Here is a 16,637-nt window from a genome sequence, read left to right as displayed (position 1 = left end):
TAAACATATATAAGGTATAAACCATTTAGACATAGTTCTAGAGCCTACTCATGATAGGTTTTAAATTTTCTTAAGAAATACAATAAGGTTAGAATTTTATTGGGTGCTCAACTCGTCCACCGTAATCATTGATATACACAAAGCTCATATCTGCTAAGTTTTTATTTTTTAGTTTAATTTTATCCTCTGAATAAGGGGCAATCATTAAGCCTTGTTGCAATAAGTCTGTTTTATGGCCTTCACTTCCTTGAAAAATGGAGGCAATAGTAAGAAAAAAAGGTGTCGGATTTTTTATCATTAGATATTGATCATTTATTTTCCACTCGACTTTGTCACTTAGTTGATCAATATTTTCTTTTAGATCTATAGGGCGGTAAAAAAATTTAATTCGCGAACGAACAGCGAGTTGCAAAAAATTGTTAGAGGTTGTTGTGGTTTAACCTTGTTGAGTTCTCCCTTCAGGTTTAGGAGGGATATCTAAAACATTAAGCCAAAAAATAGATTCTTGTTGTTGGCTTAGTTGAGATGTAGTAGGCAACGCTGTAATTCTTAAGGTTTGCCCCTTAGTTGCTTCTACTCTTGAAATTGGTGGAGTAATAATGAAAGGTACATTTGTTTCATCTGGTGTTGACTTTGCATTTCCATCATCGATCCATGCTTGAACAAGAGACGGGGCCGTGCCGTTATTACTCAGTTGTAATGTGATCTCACGGGCATTTGAAGGATAAATGACACGAGTACCATGTAAAACAATCTCAGCATGACCTGTAGTAGTGAGCGCTACTTGCAGACAAACTAATCCCCAAAAAAATTTACGACCACGAAAAAGCATCAGTCATATTCTCAATAACAAATAATAGGAAGGAGATAGCTTCTATTCATGAATAGAAGCTTCAATTTTAAGTTTATTGATAAATGATCGTGTATTTTACTTGCGATGTTACCGTACCAGCAGTAGAAGCACCTGTAGCATAATATTCAGCATAATAGTTAAGATCAGCACTACCGCCTGCTGAAACATTTACCCATTGTGAATTCGTTTGAGTTTCATTTGTGCTTGTAGCAAGTACAGGAATTACAGCGTTATTACTGCCAAGTAACTGAATATTTACATTTGTTGCTGCACCAGAAGTTGCTTGGTTTAATAAACGACCCGTATTAAAGTCAACGGTTGCGCCTGGTTCAAAATAAGTTGCGACTTTACCTGCAGCGGTACAGTTCGTTAAATTAATTTGAAAAGGTGTACGACCAGCTACATCACCAGCATTTTTTAAGGTTTGAGATGAAACAGTAGGCAAATTGATTGTTAAATTTTTATCTCCAGTATCAATAGTACAAGTATTATCCGTGACAAGACCATTAATAGTAATTGTGCCATCTGCTGCTTGTGCATTTGCTATATTAAAGAGAGAAACTGCCGCCACAAAAATAAATTTTTTCATAAAATCCCCAGAATAGCTTTTTAAAATAAAATCCATTACTTTTCAGTAAGTTTATTCTGATTAAGTAAGGCGAAGGAAATATATCACTTTTCAATCAAAAAACAAGAAAAACATTATATTTATATATATTTTGATCAATTGTTTTTATTAAGAAAAATTAAAAAATTTATTTTTTATCATTTGGTAAAGTAATTAATTAGTTTTTATTTAAAATAGAATTTAAAAATTAGTAATATCTAAGTGATTGTATTGTATTGAATTAATGAAATTTTAAAATATTTAAGATAATACATATTTAATATTTTTTATTAAGCTATTGTTTTTAAATGATAAAATTGCTTTGTGTGTATCTTATAAATATATTTAATTTTTTAAGAATTTTTTAAGGTTCAATTCCTACTGTTTTAGTTGTAATTCAATAAAAGATAATCTGGAGTTCAGTTCCATGAATACTATGCAGTATAGCTATAAACCTAATTACTTTTTCTTTGCTCATAAATTAGTTTTATTTTTAAAGGATTATCTCATCAAGCATCCGACGGAGCAGCAAACAACGTTTAACTTGCAAACGATTTATGACATCTTTAGCCATGATCTTGCTTCAAGTACGACAAACCTTGAAGGTATCTTAAATATTGCAGATGAATATGTCTTTGAAACAGAAGATGGCTTACTTCCATTAATTAGCAAGCATTCAGTCAATCTCAAAAATCATGTACTTTCTTTAGAATTTACACCTCAAGCCTTGGCAAGTCTATTGTCAGGTCGTTCGTTGGTAAATCCTAAAGCAGCTTAGATTTTCTTTTAAGGTAGAGTGAACTCATATAAAATTCATAAAATTTATTTTTAAGAGTTATTTATGAGTAAAGACTTTAAGGCCTTAACTTATATTGCGGATGAGAATGTAGCAGATACAGTGACTTGGCTTTTACACCATCAAGATGTTTTTGATTCTTTTAATTTTGATGTGTTGAGCCAAGAGTTCACAGTAACGCATGCAGCAGGTAAGGATATTATTCGAGTCGGAACCTTTCTGAATGCTACTTACGGAATATTAGTAACTTCTATATAAATGAAAAAAGCCCTGAATAATCAGGGCTTTTAAATTTTCTAATTTGAGTTAAGCACTCATCGCATCTACTGATAAATCAGCAACTGTTGGCTTTGGTTTTTCAGCCGTTAAACCTAGTTTATTAAATAAAGCTTGGTCTTTACCTTCACCGGCATTTGGTGTGGTTAGTAGTTTATCACCAGAGAATAATGAGTTTGCACCAGCCATAAATGCTAATGCTTGGTCTGAATCACTTAATGATTCGCGGCCTGCAGAAAGACGGATATAACTATGCGGCATGATAATACGCGCCACAGCAATAGTACGAATCCACTCAATTACATCAAGCTTTTCAACATCAGCTAAAGGTGTTCCTTCAATAGGAACAAGCATATTGATTGGCACAGATTCAGGATGAATTGGTAGGGTAGCTAGTTCATGTAATAAACCAATTCGGTCTTCACGAGTTTCACCTAAACCCACAATACCACCACTACAAACTTTCATACCAGCTTGACGAACATAATCAAGGGTATTTAAACGGTCATCAAAAGTACGAGTACTAATGATGTGAGAATAATACTCACGAGATGTATCTAAATTGTGGTTATAATAATCTAAACCAGCAACTTTTAGGCGTTCTGCTTGCGATTGGTTAAGCATCCCTAAAGTCATACAGGTTTCCATACCTAATGCTTTAACTTCACGTACCATTTCTAAAACATAAGGCATATCGCGCTCATGTGGGTTACGCCAAGCAGCACCCATACAAAAACGTGAAGAACCTGAATCTTTTGCAGCTTTTGCTTCACTAATCACTTTTTCAACAGCAATGCGTTTTTCTGCTTCTAGTTTTGATTCGTAATGTGCCGATTGTGAGCAGTATTTGCAATCTTCAGGACATTTACCCGTTTTAATAGATAAAAGGGTACTGACCTGAATTGAATTGGCGGTGAAGTGCTCACGATGTACTTGCTGAGCCTTGAAAACTAAATCCAAAAAAGGTTGTTCATATAAAGCTTGGATTTCTTCACGATTCCAATCATTACGTAGAGTCATTGTCATATCCATGATGATGGCATTAATTCACTATACATAATCATACAGAATTCGTATTAAAGCTATAGGGCAAAAAACATCATTTTTTTAATTTGATAGCTGAAGTTGATTAAGTTGCTGTTCAATTGCCCAATCAATATGCACATTGACGATTTCGTCATGTAAATTTTTGCCATTTTGTAGTTGATCTACAATTTCTTTTGAATAAGGAGCATTTCCTAATCCGATTGCAATATTACGTTTAAATGATTGATAACCTGTGCGGCGGATAGGGCTACCTTCCGTATTGGCTAAAAAAGTGGCTTCATCCCACTGCCAGATATCAAGCAGACTAATATTATCTAACCCATGTCTAGGATTAAAATCAGAAATAGATGCTGTTTTGGCAAAGCTATTCCAAGGACAAATTAACTGGCAGTCATCACAACCAAATATTCGGTTTCCAATACCTGCACGTAATTCTTCAGCAATAATTCCTTTATATTCGATAGTTAAATAGGCAATACAACGTCTTGCATCTAACATATAAGGCTCGACAATTGCTTGCGTCGGGCAAATATCGATACACGCACTACAAGAACCACAATGTGCTGTTGCAGGCTCGTCGAAAGGTAGCTCGAGTGATGTAAATAGCTCACCTAATACGAAAAAAGAACCTGACTTTTTATGAATGAGCAAAGTATGTTTACCTGTCCAACCCATTCCAGCACTTTCAGCTAATGATTTTTCAAAAATAGGTGCCGAATCTGCAAAAGGACGAGATTCAAAGTCACCAACTTTTTCACGAATTCGTGTTGCTAGGGTTTTCAATCTACCACGCATGACTTTATGGTAATCACGGCCACGTGCATAGCGGGCGATAATGGCAGAATTAGGCTCTAAAGGTACATATCGTGGTTTCGGCGATTCCACAAGATAATTCATGCGGACACAAATAATACTTTTTGTGCCAGGCACTAATAGTGTTGGATCAGCTCGTTTTTCTAGATTTTCTTCTAAATAAGTCATATCTGCATGATAACCACGTTCAAGATACTCTAAAAAACGTGGCATTTGCTCTTGAGCATCTGGTTTTGCGATGACACAATCAGCAAAACCCAAGTCTAATGCTTGAGCTTTGATCCATGCTTTTAATTCATGTGGATCAATTTGTTGCACTACAATGCGTGATGTGTCGGAAGATGTCATAAACCAAAATGCAAGAGGATAATAATATGCAGGCGGTAGTTTACCATAGCGATGATATCCGAGCATGGGAGCGGCGCTGGTTTGCTGCGCAAAACTCCTCATTAGGTTTAATGCAACAAGCGGCTTGGTCAATTGCCCAGCAACTTATTGAGCTTTTTAAAGATCGGTCTATCAAGAATATTGCTGTTTGGTGCGGGCAAGGCAATAACGCAGGTGATGGTTACTTTATAGCAAGTTATCTGAAGCAAGCTGGATTTAATGTTGAAATCTTTGCAGCTCAATTGGGTGAGTCAACCGATTTACATTGTGCAGCGCAATTTGCTAGAGAAATGAACGCCCAAATTCATCCAAATTTTGATATTAAAAGAACATTTGATTGTCATATTGATGCTTTATTTGGCATAGGTTTAAACCGAGAATTAAATATAGGTTGGCAACAAGTAATTCGAAAGTTTAATGAACAAGTGGGCCTAAAAATTTCAGTTGATATACCGAGTGGCTTACAAGCAAATACAGGACAAGTCTTACCCTGTTCAGTAAGAACTGATCATACCTTTACTGTTTTAGGTCTTAAAGCAGGACTATTTACAGGGCAAGGTAAAGAGTACGCAGGACAAGTTCATTTAATTAATTTAATTCCTATAGACCACGAGTTGAAACCCTTAGCTTATTTGTCACCCACAAATATTAGACTTCCTCAGCGTATGGCATTTGGCCATAAGGGAAGTTATGGGCATGTTTTAGTGGTGGGTGGACATGAGCAAATGGGCGGTGCAGTTATTATGGCTGCTGAAGCTGCTTGTCATGCGGGGGCAGGCAAAGTGACAGTGGTTTGTCATCGCAACCATCATCAGGCCATTTTGTCGCGGGCGCCTAATATTATGCTTCGTGATATTAATGCTTTAGATGAAAACAATATTAAAGAGATTCTATCTCAGGTCGATGCAGTCTGCTTTGGAATGGGATTAGGCCGTGACGATTGGGCAAAGCAGATTTACCAACAATGGTTTAATTTGTTAAATCAGAGTACACGCCTAGAAGTTGTTTTAGATGCAGATGCTTTATGGTTTCTGGCTAAACAGCCTGAAAAGTTAAATACACATATTTATGCCACACCTCATCCTGGTGAAGCCGCTACTTTACTTGGTTGTTCTACAGCGCAAATTGAAAATGACCGAATTGCTGCAATTTATACTTTACAACAAAAATATGCAGGCCAGTGGGCGCTTAAAGGAGCGGGTAGCTTAATTTTAGAAGATAATTTGTATATCTGTACGCAAGGTAATGCTGGTATGGGAACTGGTGGAATGGGAGATGTGTTAGCAGGAATGCTTGCAAGCTTGAAAGCCCAATTCCACCAAGATATTGCGTTACATGAGATTGTTACCCTTCATGCACAAGCAGGAGACCTTTTAGCTAAAAATGGTATGCGTGGCTTGCAGGCTTTTGAGATGAATCAGGCAATTATTCAAGTCGTAAATCAATAAATTTTTAACGTCTGCGACTGCTAGAACGACTTCGCCCACGTGCCATACCACCTAAAGCATTTAAAACAGACAGTTTGCTCATACTTCCCGATGCATGAGCATGGCAAATGGCAGCAGCAAGGGCATCGGCTGCGTCGGATTGAGGTTTAATCGTCAAATTAAGTAATCGCATCACCATCATTTGGACTTGTTCTTTATCGGCAGCGCCATAACCAACCACAGACTGTTTAATTTGACGGGCAGTATATTCTGCAACTTGTAAATCTAAATTCACTAATGCGGCTATGGCAGCACCACGGGCTTGTCCTAGTTTTAAGGCAGAGTCTGGGTTTTGAGCCATAAAGACTTGCTCAACCGCAGCTTCAGTTGGACCATGGAATTTCACAATTCGCTCAACGCCAGCAAAAATACGTTTTAAGCGTTCTGGCATTTCTTGAGTTTCTGTTCGGATTGTACCGGCATCAACAAAACGTAGTTTACTACCATCTTTTTCAATGATTCCATAACCTGTTAAGCGTGAACCCGGATCAATACCAATAATCAATGCCATGTGAAGACTTATATAAATAGTTTAGAGAGTATTGTTACATAGCCAAAAAGGTTCTGCATGCGTAATTTAAAGAATGCTGCGATGAATGGTTATTTTTCGGTTTTTTATCGAACCAATTTATATCTTTAAAATCATTTGATGTAATTCTATTTTAGTGGAATACTTATCTATAATTTTGGAATTAAAGTTTATCGGTAGATGGAAGATATTAATATCCGCATTGCGCAGCAAGTGCGTGAAATACGTCTAGCGCGTGGATATACCCTAGATATTCTTGCTAGTCGATGTCAGGTAAGCCGTTCTGCAATTTCACTCATTGAAAGAGGAGAAGCGAGCCCTACAGCTGTTGTTCTTGAAAAGCTAGCAAATGGTTTAGGGGTGCCTTTGACTCAGCTATTTGATTCGCCCCAGAATGCTCAATCGCCTCAACCTATGGTACGGCGTACTCAACAAGCAGAATGGAAAGATCCAGAAACGGGATATATTCGCCGTCAAGTTTCGCCTCCAAATTGGAAATCTCCATTTCAGATCGTTGAAATTGAATTTCCAGCTCAATCTCGAGTTACTTATGAAACAAGTACGAATTCTAAAGTTGTATTACAGCAAATTTGGGTAATAGAGGGGCAAATTGATATTCAATTGGGTGAAAACTTTTATGCTTTACAAGAGGGGGATTGTTTGGCGATGCAATTAGATCAACCGATCATATATAGCAATCCTTCTTCTAAAGCTGCTCGATATATTTTAGTTGTATGTAATGAGCTCGTCTCTATTCTTAAGGAATCTTCATGATTAAAAATCTTAATCCAAATTTACGTTTAATCGATTGTCATGAAGCTACACATGCAAAGGCTATATTAGATATTTTGAATGAAGCAATTATCAATTCTACTGCTTTGTATGACTATTTGCCGCGCTCTGAAGAGTCGATGAAAAACTGGTTTGCAGTTAAAAGAGAAAATGGTTTTCCTGTCATTGGTATTGTAGATGAGACAAACAAGTTATTAGGTTTTGCAAGTTGGGGAACTTTTAGAGCTTTTCCTGCCTATAAATATACGGTCGAACATAGTATTTATATTCATCATGAACATCGTGGCGGCGGATTAAGCAAAATTTTAATGCAAGAATTGATTAAGCGTGCTCAAGAGGCAGACTTACATGTATTGATAGGCTGTATTGATGCAACCAACCAAGCAAGTATCGGTTTACATGAAAAAATGGGCTTTATTCATGCAGGTACTTTTAAGCAAGTCGGTTTTAAGTTTGGTCAATGGTTAGATGCTGCTTTCTATCAGTTAAATTTAAATACACCACATACCCCAGTTGACGGATAAATAATAAGGTTTTCAAATTTCAAGTTTTAAAATAACCCAGTTTATAAGGATGAATATAAGCTGGGCTATAAAGTCCAAATTATAAAATACCTAGCTGCTCTAATCCCTTATAAGCAATTTCTTTTCGAATAGAACTAGGTATGCCTTTTTTCATTTCTAAATTGAGTGAGAACGCTACAATTTTTCCTTGAGGTTGAACGACCCAGCCTGTTAACCAGCCCACTTGAGGCTCCACATCCCATCCCCAACCACTTTTGGCATAAATTTTCCGTCCATTTTTTTCTTCTATGAACAGCATAGATTGAACTTGTTCTTGCACATTCTTGCTAAAAGGAAGAGTTTTATGGGCTAGTTCATAAGCAAACTGGGCTTCTTGTTGAGGTGTAATTTTAAGTGGACCAACAAGCCAAAAATCATCTACTTTTGAACCAATATCAGCATTACCGAAACCAATGCGTTTTACCTCTTTAGACATAAGATCAAGGCCAATTCGTCGAGCTAGTTCCTGATAAACTGGAATAGCAGAAGCTTTCATCGCATCGCCTAGAGTCATGTCCTTTTCCCAATCAGGAAACAAACGCTTTTGCCCATCCCATTTAAACACTTCAGTTGGTGTTGCTTTATGATGCTCAAGTCCAATCAAAGCATTTAACATTTTAAAGGTAGAGGCGGGAACATATTCGGTTGATGATCTTTTAAGATCATTGCCATAGATTTCCTCTGTTTGCCCACGTTTTATAACTAAAACACCTTCAGTTTGTGCTTGATCAAACAATGATTTAATTTTCTCTGAGTTTTTATTGGTAGAAATTGACTGTATTTGATGTTGTTGTACGGTATTAAAAGAACATGCCGACAAAAACATCGTACCAATGGCAAAGAAAAGAGCTTTTTTAGTCATGAGTTTATGTGGGTTTAAAAGAATTATTCTTTAATTTAACTTGAATAGAGGTACTTTTAGATAGAGAAAATGTAAGTTATTTAGGAAATTCTATATCTATGCACTACTTTTTTAAATTTTATAAAACAACTATATAAATAAAGGAATATATCCAATTTTTCTAAGAACCTAAGTTTTCAACTAGACTAAAAAACTGCTTTCTTGAAGGACTTTTCGTTTAACTAGAGTAAAAAAATTAAAATCTAATTGAAGTCGCACTTGATAAACTTGATACAGCACTCATTAATAATAAAGCATGTTTGTTTTTATCGAGTTAAAATCAAATGTACTCTAGTATTGCAGACTCTGGCTGTTTCGATAGGGTTGGGGCAAATAAACTGCAATGAATTTTCTTTTTGAGATAGATAAAGTTTTACATGAATTTACTTCTTATTGTAGTTCTGGGCGCGATTGTTGAAATTGCCGTATGGATTGGCGTAGCACAGTTCATCAGTGGATGGTATGTGTTCTTTTGGTTCATTCTTGCTTTCTTTATTGGTTTGGGGCTTATTCGCAGAAGTACTGCTGGTATTATGCCTCAATTACAGCAAATGCAGATGACTGGCCAACTCGGTAATGACCCAACAGTAACTAAAAAACTTGCTTATGCTTTTGCAGGTTTCTTATTAATGTTGCCAGGCCTTGTTTCTGATGTGTTAGCGGTTTTAATTTTGATCCCTGATGTTCAAACTGCTTTCCGTAATATAGCCATGAGAACTCTTGCAAAACGCCAACAAGCTATGATGGATAAAATGATGGGTGGTATGGGCGGTAATATGGGTGGGCAAAATCCATTTGCTGATCTAATGCGCCAAATGCAAGATATGCAGAATCAACAAGGTGGTGGTAGCCAAGGTCAATACCGTGATTCAAGCATTATTGACGGAGAAGCGCGAGAAGTCACTCCAGATCACAAGAAAATTGAACATAAAAATAAGGATTAATAAATACCTTATCTAAAGGCCTAAACCTCTAAAGTTTAGGCCTTTTTTATTTTAAGAAGATATAAATTATTTAATTAGATGTTCAGCCACAACAGAATCTGTTTGAGCCACTTCAGTTGGGCTTTCTTGTGGTTTTGTTTGAGGTTGGTATTTGTTTGAAGCTAAGGCTGTTTGCTTATTCTCAGATTGTTGATAACCTCGGCTTCGGTTGGCTCGTTCGCGAAAGCCACCTTTATTAATGAGCTTTGTATGTGACATGCATTTGCCTAAAATGTGAGATTATTTGCTTATTTTAACAAATTTGGCAAAATATCAAAATAAGAAAAATAGTCCTATAAAAATAATATTTAACTTATATATATGTTTTAATTAATATTTTTTTAATTGACTCAATTGTTCATCCAGATTGAATTATCTATTCATTTCACATAGGATAAATATAAAGGATGTATAAATTAAAAAATGCAGCAAACCTATTAAAACAACAACGGTTGAAATGAGGGAAGGAGGGTTACCTATGCTATATCAATACCATTGTGCGTGTTGCGACAAAGTTGTGGCATCGACTGATAAATCATGTCCATATTGTGGTTCACAACATATTCGAAGCCCGTATGGCTTATGGATGTTTTGTGTGATGGCTTGTCTAGCTGTTGTCGTTGTATTTAAAGTTGTCCATATTTATATCCAGAACCATCAAGATACTCCAACGCAGTCAACTTTACTGGATGTATTAAATCAGGATGATAAAACGACAAGACAATAGATTTTGATTACAACTACAAATGATATGGCGTCAAGGATGATTGCTAGAAGATTAAACCCTACATACCATAAAATTTGAACTATAAATAAAAAAGCCCGCTCAATGGCGGGCTTTTTTACGATTTTATTTTAGAGGCCAGCAGCATCTTTAAGGGCATCAACTTTATCAGTTTTTTCCCAAGTAAATGCAGAGTCAGAACCTTCGCGACCAAAATGACCATAAGCCGCGGTTTGTTTGTACATTGGTTGAAGAAGATCCAACATACGAGTAATACCAAACGGTCTTAAATCGAAATGATCACGTACAAGTTGAATAATCAACTCATCAGAAACTTTTGCTGTACCAAAGGTATTAATTGAAATCGAAGTAGGTTCTGCTACACCAATTGCGTAACTCACTTGAATTTCACATTTGTCAGCAAGACCAGCGGCTACAATATTTTTTGCAACATAACGACCAGCATAAGCAGCAGAACGGTCAACTTTAGATGGATCTTTACCAGAGAAAGCCCCCCCGCCGTGACGAGCCATACCGCCGTATGTATCAACAATAATTTTACGACCCGTTAAACCACAGTCACCTACAGGGCCGCCAATAACGAACATACCTGTTGGGTTAATGTGGAACTTAGTAGCTGCATGGAACATTTCAGCAGGGATGATCGGTTTGATAATTTCTTCAATAACTGCTTCTTTAAGCTGGCTTTGAGAAATTTCAGGATCGTGCTGAGTAGATAAAACAACAGCATCTAGACGTACAGGCTTGCCATTTTCATAGGCAAAAGTAACTTGGCTTTTTGCATCTGGGCGTAACCATGGAAGGGCACCTGAACGACGAAGTTCAGCTTGACGCTCCATTAAGCGGTGAGCATAAGAAATCGGCGCAGGCATAAGCACGTCTGTTTCACGGCTTGCATAACCGAACATTAGGCCTTGGTCACCAGCACCTTGATCTTCTGGTTTTTGACGGTCTACACCTTGAGCAATTTCAGGAGATTGTTTACCAATCATATTGATTACAGCACACGTTGATCCATCAAAGCCAAGATCAGAGTGGTGATAACCAATACCGTTAACAGTATTACGAACAACAGCTTCAACATCAATATTAGCAGTCGTTGTTACTTCACCAGCAAGTACAACAGCGCCTGTTTTTACCAGTGTTTCACAAGCAACACGTGCGTATGGGTCTTCTTTTAAGATTGCATCCAAAATAGCGTCGCTAATTTGGTCGGCCATTTTATCGGGATGACCTTCGCTTACAGATTCCGAGGTAAAAACAGCGTACTCGCGCATGAAAGTCCTATCTTGGTTATTTCAAAAGACATAATATGTTACATCGACTTGAGCTTGAGGACCAGTTCATACTGACTAAAAAGCATGAATTTATTTCATTTATAGTGTGTTTTAATTGATAAGTGTATTAGCAAAATTGATATAGAAAGCTTTAATTTAAAGTATTTATATTTTAACAACTTGTTGCTAGTGTGTTTTTTAAACATATAACTTAATAAAAAACTTAAATATCAGAATTTGAATTTTAAAGTAAAGAAATATGATCAACGCATACAGGATTGGCTAAATATTTTATCTATATATCAAAAGCTAACCAGTTAAATACTCTTACATTTAGTTGTTGTGCAGAAAAATGAACACTGTTTTGTATAACTTAAAGATTCAAATGTTTTTTGTGTAACCAAGAAACGGTTAAAAATAAAGAAATATACCGTGTTGGGGTTTACCCTAAGCCTTTTTTTTAAGACAATATAGCTGCATTGAATGGTTATTCATCTTCTTCTTTTCATCAATCTATTAAAATTGGATTCTGATCTATGACGACCCCTTTAAACGAACGTCGTATTGCAAATGCAATTCGTGTATTGGCAATGGATGCTGTGCAACAAGCAAACTCAGGGCATCCAGGTGCTCCAATGGGGATGGCAGATATTGCTGACGTCGTCTGGCGTGAGTTTTTAAATCACAACCCAACAAATCCAGAATGGGCAAACCGTGACCGTTTCGTTTTATCAAATGGCCATGGCTCAATGTTGCAATACGCTTTGCTTCATTTAACAGGTTATGATCTTTCAATTGAAGATTTAAAACAGTTCCGTCAATTGCATTCTAGAACTCCTGGTCATCCTGAATATGGCTATGCACCGGGTGTAGAGACGACAACTGGTCCTTTAGGTCAAGGTATTGCTAATGCTGTTGGTTTTGCTTTAGCAGAAAAAACATTGGCTGCTCAATTTAATAAAGATGATTTAAAAGTTGTTGACCATTTCACTTACTGTTTCTTAGGTGATGGCTGTTTAATGGAAGGTATTTCTCACGAAGTATGTTCTTTAGCTGGCACATTACAACTTGGTAAATTGATTGCTTATTATGATGATAATGGCATTTCAATTGATGGTGAAGTAGAAGGCTGGTTCAGCGACGATACAGAAGAGCGTTTCAAAGCCTATGGTTGGCAAGTTCTTCGTGTAGATGGTCATGATACTGATGCGATTCGTCAAGCGACAATCGAAGCAAAAGCTGAAACTCAAAAACCAACAATCATTATGTGTAAAACGATTATTGGTTTAGGTTCACCAAATAAGCAGGGTAAAGAAGACTGTCATGGTGCGCCATTAGGTAAAGATGAGATTACTTTAACTCGTGAAGCATTAGGTTGGAACGAAGAAGCATTTGTTATTCCTGCTGACGTATATGCTGCATGGGATGCAAAAGCAAAAGGTAGTGAATCTGAAGCGGCTTGGAATGCGGTATTTGCACAATATCAAGCAAAATATCCAACTGAAGCGGCTGAGTTACTTCGTCGTATCAGTGGTGACTTACCAGCAGAATTTGCAGCGCAAGCAGATGCTTTCATTCGTGAAACAAATGCGAAAGGCGAGACAATCGCAACACGTAAAGCAAGCCAAAATACATTACAAGCATTTGGTCCTTTATTACCTGAATTGTTAGGTGGTTCTGCTGACTTAGCAGGTTCTAACTTAACACTTTGGAAAGGTTGCCAAGGTGTTCAAGAAAACCCAGCTGGTAACTATGTCTACTATGGCGTACGTGAATTCGGTATGACTGCAATCGCTAATGGTGTTGCATTACATGGCGGTTTCGTTCCTTACGTTGCAACATTCTTAATGTTTATGGAATATGCACGTAATGCGGTACGTATGTCTGCATTAATGAAACAACGTGTAATTCATGTTTATACACATGACTCAATCGGTCTGGGTGAAGATGGTCCAACTCACCAACCAATTGAACAAATTGCTTCATTACGTGGTACACCTAACTTAAATACATGGCGTCCTGCAGATACTGTAGAAACTGCAATTGCTTGGAAGTCTGCTCTAGAACGCAAAGATGGTCCTACAGCACTTATTTTCTCTCGTCAAAACTTACCATTCCAAACACGTTCTGAAGAGCAAATTCAAAACGCTGCAAAAGGTGGTTATGTACTTGCTCAAGAAAAAGGCGAATTAAAAGCAATTATTATTGCAACAGGTTCTGAAATTTCTTTAGCAATGGAAGCTTATGCACAACTTGAAGGTGTGCGTGTAGTTTCTATGCCATGTGCAGAAGAATTTATGAAGCAAGATGCCGCATACCGTAAAGCAGTATTACCAGCTCATATCCGTGCGCGTGTTGCTGTTGAAGCGGCTCATGTTGATTACTGGTGGAAGTTTGTTGGTCTTGATGGCAAAGTAATTGGTATGACAACTTATGGTGAGTCTGCACCAGCAAAAGATTTGTTCCAATTCTTTGGTATTACCACTGAAGCTGTTGTTGCAGCAGTAAAAGAATTAACTGCTTAAATATTAAAGTAGTGTAAAAAAGCGCTCTATCTAGATCGCTTTTTTATTTGAGAAGTTAGATGGTGAGTTCTGTTTGGATATTAATCTGAGAGGTTAATAACTTATGAATAGGGCAATTCTCTGCAACTTTTAGTAATCGCTTATGCTGGTCTTCAGTAAACTCGCCTTTGAGTGTGATTTTCCGTTCAATATTATTTTGGCCTTTTTCAGGTTCGCCACTTGGGTTTAATGCTAAATCCACTTGAACATGATCAAGCTTAATACCTTTAAGATTCGCATACATTTCTAATGTAATTGTAGTGCAAGCCCCTAAAGCGGCTAATAAAAGCTGAACCGGATTCGAAGCTGTATCTTGTCCACCTTTATCAGTCGGTTCATCTGCAAACCATTGATGACCTGAAGGATCGGTAAGAGTTACTCGATATGGGGTAGAAGTACTTTGTGCTTGGGCTGTATTAACCATGTTTTACCTTGTTATTCATCAATAAAATCGTAATAAAAATTAATAAATCTGAAGCTTCGAATAGAAGAATATTTAAACTTTATAATATTGTTTTTGAATAACAACTGTAACGCTTTTATTGTTGCATGGATGAAACATATCGTTTTATAAAGAATAGTGAATTAAATTACTTGATGTATACACTAACGACTATATCAATAAAGGATACGAAAAATGCATCTTAAAACATTAAGCTTTGGTTTGGCAGTAGCATTGGCTAGTTCAGTTACTTTAGCTGCACCAGTCGACTACAAAATTGACCCAACACATACGGCTACTGTTTTCTCATGGAATCACTTTGGTTTCTCTACACCAAGCGCTAACTTCTCGGATATCCAAGGTGTAATTAAAGTTGATAATGCTAAACCAGCAAATTCATCTGTAAATGTGACTATTCCTTTAAGCAGTGTAAATACAAACGTTCCTGCTTTGGATAAAGAGTTCCAAGAAGAAGCTTGGTTTAATGCTGCTAAATATCCGAATATTACGTTTAAAAGTACTAAAGTTGAAACCAAAGACAAAAAGCACTTTAAAATTACTGGTGACTTAACTGTTAAAGGTGTAACTAAGCCAGTTGTACTTGATGCTGTTTTAAACAAGCAGGGCGAGCATCCAATGGCTAAAGTTCCAGCAATTGGTTTTAATGCGACAACTTCATTCAAGCGTTCTGACTTTGGTTTAGGAAGTTATGTGCCGAACGTTGGTGATAAGATCACTGTAAACATTACCACTGAAGCAACTGCCGCTAATGCAACTAAAAAATAAGTTATAAGTTTTCTAAAAAGCCCTCATATTTGAGGGCTTTTTATTTAGACTGGCTCTTTTTTATCTGGTTCTATAAATACTAGAGGCGCTGAAGGATCGATATTTCTTTTCTGAGATTTTTCTCTTAAGAACTGGTAAGTAGGAACTTTTCTTTTTGCTTGATCGCGCAGTTTCTTTTTAATATAAAGAACCAGAGCAAAACATGTAGTTGCAACGGTCAGCATCATACCATTCATATAGCTCATGATTGAGCTTACATAGCCAATAGTCGTTAAACGATGCATCATACGTTCAACTTGAGTGCTACTTTCAATGCCCGTAATTGCCCAACTGCATAGATGTTCACAGTTATTAATAATCAAATGATAGTGATTTTCATGCATACGCGAACGCATTCGGCGAACGACAATCTTTCCTTTATAACGAGGTTTGTCATAAGAACGGACGTGTATTTTTTTGCCATGCGAGAAAGCATCTATTGACGTGATTTCAATCGGGCGTTTTTTGATGAAATGAGCTAAGCCGGAATAATGGATAACTCGACCTCTCCCTGCATATATACCATGATGGCTATAGCCGAGATGCTTTACGATGAGGTGAGCCCCTAAAGGGTAGCGTTTATTCGGTTGTTGCATGCTTACGCTGATCCAATAAAGTGTAAATGGCTTTTATTGAAAAGCTGCTAAACATTATAACCAATATCAGCAATTTGGAGTGTATTGATTACGTCGAATGAATGAGTTTGATGCATATCCAATCTATTCATATTTCTTGTATATAATTTAAGAA

The 16,637-nt window shown here is 36.9% G+C and carries 18 protein-coding genes and 1 pseudogene; 9 read left to right on the top strand and 10 right to left on the bottom strand.

Translation table 11 applies throughout. The annotated features are described in order from the left end of the window. Positions 1–88: 88 nt before the first annotated feature. Positions 89–832 (bottom strand): annotated as a pseudogene (locus J655_RS25105) (molecular chaperone). Positions 833–905: 73 nt separating this feature from the next. Then, a complete protein-coding gene (locus tag J655_RS07010; protein ID WP_032052193.1) occupies positions 906–1,478 on the bottom strand; it encodes a fimbrial protein in 573 nt (190 codons plus the stop codon). Between the two features lie 409 nt (positions 1,479–1,887). Between J655_RS07010 and J655_RS07005 the strand changes: the two genes are divergently transcribed. Further along, positions 1,888–2,238, top strand: coding sequence for a hypothetical protein (locus J655_RS07005; protein WP_005069624.1), 351 nt, complete (start codon positions 1,888–1,890; stop codon positions 2,236–2,238). Positions 2,239–2,301: 63 nt separating this feature from the next. Beyond that, complete coding sequence (locus tag J655_RS07000) at positions 2,302–2,514, top strand: hypothetical protein (protein ID WP_002121471.1); 213 nt, start codon at positions 2,302–2,304, stop codon at positions 2,512–2,514. A 48-nt stretch (positions 2,515–2,562) separates the two neighbouring features. On the opposite strand, the gene bioB is transcribed toward J655_RS07000, so the two are convergent. Together bioB and queG are read right to left on the bottom strand one after the other, a co-directional pair. Beyond that, complete coding sequence (gene bioB / locus J655_RS06995) at positions 2,563–3,552, bottom strand: biotin synthase BioB (RefSeq protein ID WP_017386794.1); 990 nt, start codon at positions 3,550–3,552, stop codon at positions 2,563–2,565. An 87-nt stretch (positions 3,553–3,639) separates the two neighbouring features. Continuing rightward, positions 3,640–4,740: a tRNA epoxyqueuosine(34) reductase QueG gene (gene queG, locus J655_RS06990; protein WP_032007274.1), complete on the bottom strand. Its 1,101-nt coding sequence runs from the start codon at positions 4,738–4,740 to the stop codon at positions 3,640–3,642. 26 nt (positions 4,741–4,766) lie between these two features. Between queG and J655_RS06985 the strand changes: the two genes are divergently transcribed. Then, positions 4,767–6,227 carry a bifunctional ADP-dependent NAD(P)H-hydrate dehydratase/NAD(P)H-hydrate epimerase gene (locus J655_RS06985; RefSeq protein ID WP_017482299.1) on the top strand — a complete coding sequence of 487 codons (1,461 nt, stop codon included), beginning with the start codon at positions 4,767–4,769 and terminating at the stop codon, positions 6,225–6,227. A gap of 4 nt (positions 6,228–6,231) precedes the next feature. On the opposite strand, the gene ruvC is transcribed toward J655_RS06985, so the two are convergent. Next, entirely contained in the window at positions 6,232–6,777 is a 546-nt protein-coding gene (ruvC, locus tag J655_RS06980; RefSeq protein ID WP_002121356.1) for a crossover junction endodeoxyribonuclease RuvC, read from the bottom strand. A gap of 198 nt (positions 6,778–6,975) precedes the next feature. Here ruvC and J655_RS06975 point away from each other — a divergent pair, with 198 nt between their 5' ends. Further along, on the top strand, positions 6,976–7,569 hold the full coding sequence (locus J655_RS06975; RefSeq protein WP_032007273.1) for a helix-turn-helix domain-containing protein: 594 nt from the start codon (positions 6,976–6,978) through the stop codon (positions 7,567–7,569). Beyond that, complete coding sequence (locus tag J655_RS06970) at positions 7,566–8,111, top strand: GNAT family N-acetyltransferase (protein ID WP_017482297.1); 546 nt, start codon at positions 7,566–7,568, stop codon at positions 8,109–8,111. Before J655_RS06975 ends, J655_RS06970 begins: the two co-directional genes overlap by 4 nt. A gap of 79 nt (positions 8,112–8,190) precedes the next feature. Here J655_RS06970 and J655_RS06965 read toward each other — a convergent pair whose 3' ends face one another. Beyond that, positions 8,191–9,012 carry an OXA-213 family carbapenem-hydrolyzing class D beta-lactamase OXA-506 gene (locus J655_RS06965; RefSeq protein ID WP_032007272.1) on the bottom strand — a complete coding sequence of 274 codons (822 nt, stop codon included), beginning with the start codon at positions 9,010–9,012 and terminating at the stop codon, positions 8,191–8,193. Between the two features lie 416 nt (positions 9,013–9,428). Between J655_RS06965 and J655_RS06960 the strand changes: the two genes are divergently transcribed. Then, positions 9,429–9,995, top strand: a complete 567-nt coding sequence (locus J655_RS06960) for an FxsA family protein (protein WP_017482293.1) — start codon at positions 9,429–9,431, stop codon at positions 9,993–9,995. 66 nt (positions 9,996–10,061) lie between these two features. Here J655_RS06960 and J655_RS06955 read toward each other — a convergent pair whose 3' ends face one another. After that, the gene (locus J655_RS06955; protein WP_017482292.1) at positions 10,062–10,253 is read right to left on the bottom strand and encodes a hypothetical protein; all 192 of its coding nucleotides are present in this window, start codon (positions 10,251–10,253) and stop codon (positions 10,062–10,064) included. Positions 10,254–10,512: 259 nt separating this feature from the next. Here J655_RS06955 and J655_RS25380 point away from each other — a divergent pair, with 259 nt between their 5' ends. Next, positions 10,513–10,761, top strand: a complete 249-nt coding sequence (locus tag J655_RS25380; RefSeq protein WP_002121448.1) for a hypothetical protein — start codon at positions 10,513–10,515, stop codon at positions 10,759–10,761. Between the two features lie 128 nt (positions 10,762–10,889). On the opposite strand, the gene metK is transcribed toward J655_RS25380, so the two are convergent. Beyond that, a complete protein-coding gene (gene metK, locus J655_RS06945) occupies positions 10,890–12,056 on the bottom strand; it encodes a methionine adenosyltransferase (protein ID WP_005069601.1) in 1,167 nt (388 codons plus the stop codon). A gap of 536 nt (positions 12,057–12,592) precedes the next feature. On the opposite strand from metK, the gene tkt reads away from it, so the two are divergent. Further along, a complete protein-coding gene (tkt, locus tag J655_RS06940; protein ID WP_032052192.1) occupies positions 12,593–14,581 on the top strand; it encodes a transketolase in 1,989 nt (662 codons plus the stop codon). Between the two features lie 55 nt (positions 14,582–14,636). Here tkt and J655_RS06935 read toward each other — a convergent pair whose 3' ends face one another. Next, complete coding sequence (locus J655_RS06935) at positions 14,637–15,044, bottom strand: OsmC family protein (protein ID WP_032052191.1); 408 nt, start codon at positions 15,042–15,044, stop codon at positions 14,637–14,639. Positions 15,045–15,257: 213 nt separating this feature from the next. On the opposite strand from J655_RS06935, the gene J655_RS06930 reads away from it, so the two are divergent. Next, the gene (locus J655_RS06930; RefSeq protein ID WP_032007268.1) at positions 15,258–15,848 is read left to right on the top strand and encodes a YceI family protein; all 591 of its coding nucleotides are present in this window, start codon (positions 15,258–15,260) and stop codon (positions 15,846–15,848) included. A 44-nt stretch (positions 15,849–15,892) separates the two neighbouring features. On the opposite strand, the gene J655_RS06925 is transcribed toward J655_RS06930, so the two are convergent. Further along, complete coding sequence (locus J655_RS06925; protein ID WP_032007267.1) at positions 15,893–16,483, bottom strand: lecithin retinol acyltransferase family protein; 591 nt, start codon at positions 16,481–16,483, stop codon at positions 15,893–15,895. Positions 16,484–16,637 lie beyond the last annotated feature (154 nt).

This window comes from Acinetobacter sp. 1294243, assembly GCF_000588015.1.
Classification (GTDB): Bacteria; Pseudomonadota; Gammaproteobacteria; order Pseudomonadales; family Moraxellaceae; genus Acinetobacter; species Acinetobacter pittii.
The sequence above is the reverse complement of the archived record's forward strand: the minus strand, read 5'-3'. Positions and strand labels throughout refer to the sequence as shown.

Bases quoted from the DNA above. Each gene is read 5' to 3' on its own strand.
- J655_RS06930 (WP_032007268.1), top strand. From the start codon at position 15,258: ATGCATCTTAAAACATTAAGCTTTGGTTTGGCAGTAGCATTGGCTAGT.
- J655_RS06925 (WP_032007267.1), bottom strand. From the start codon at position 16,483: ATGCAACAACCGAATAAACGCTACCCTTTAGGGGCTCACCTCATCGTA.
- J655_RS06960 (WP_017482293.1), top strand. From the start codon at position 9,429: ATGAATTTACTTCTTATTGTAGTTCTGGGCGCGATTGTTGAAATTGCC.
- J655_RS06970 (WP_017482297.1), top strand. From the start codon at position 7,566: ATGATTAAAAATCTTAATCCAAATTTACGTTTAATCGATTGTCATGAA.
- J655_RS06965 (WP_032007272.1), bottom strand. From the start codon at position 9,012: ATGACTAAAAAAGCTCTTTTCTTTGCCATTGGTACGATGTTTTTGTCG.
- J655_RS06975 (WP_032007273.1), top strand. From the start codon at position 6,976: ATGGAAGATATTAATATCCGCATTGCGCAGCAAGTGCGTGAAATACGT.
- J655_RS06935 (WP_032052191.1), bottom strand. From the start codon at position 15,044: ATGGTTAATACAGCCCAAGCACAAAGTACTTCTACCCCATATCGAGTA.
- J655_RS07000 (WP_002121471.1), top strand. From the start codon at position 2,302: ATGAGTAAAGACTTTAAGGCCTTAACTTATATTGCGGATGAGAATGTA.
- queG (WP_032007274.1), bottom strand. From the start codon at position 4,740: ATGACATCTTCCGACACATCACGCATTGTAGTGCAACAAATTGATCCA.
- J655_RS07010 (WP_032052193.1), bottom strand. From the start codon at position 1,478: ATGGATTTTATTTTAAAAAGCTATTCTGGGGATTTTATGAAAAAATTT.
- metK (WP_005069601.1), bottom strand. From the start codon at position 12,056: ATGCGCGAGTACGCTGTTTTTACCTCGGAATCTGTAAGCGAAGGTCAT.
- tkt (WP_032052192.1), top strand. From the start codon at position 12,593: ATGACGACCCCTTTAAACGAACGTCGTATTGCAAATGCAATTCGTGTA.
- J655_RS07005 (WP_005069624.1), top strand. From the start codon at position 1,888: ATGAATACTATGCAGTATAGCTATAAACCTAATTACTTTTTCTTTGCT.
- J655_RS06955 (WP_017482292.1), bottom strand. From the start codon at position 10,253: ATGTCACATACAAAGCTCATTAATAAAGGTGGCTTTCGCGAACGAGCC.
- bioB (WP_017386794.1), bottom strand. From the start codon at position 3,552: ATGACTCTACGTAATGATTGGAATCGTGAAGAAATCCAAGCTTTATAT.
- ruvC (WP_002121356.1), bottom strand. From the start codon at position 6,777: ATGGCATTGATTATTGGTATTGATCCGGGTTCACGCTTAACAGGTTAT.
- J655_RS06985 (WP_017482299.1), top strand. From the start codon at position 4,767: ATGCAGGCGGTAGTTTACCATAGCGATGATATCCGAGCATGGGAGCGG.
- J655_RS25380 (WP_002121448.1), top strand. From the start codon at position 10,513: ATGCTATATCAATACCATTGTGCGTGTTGCGACAAAGTTGTGGCATCG.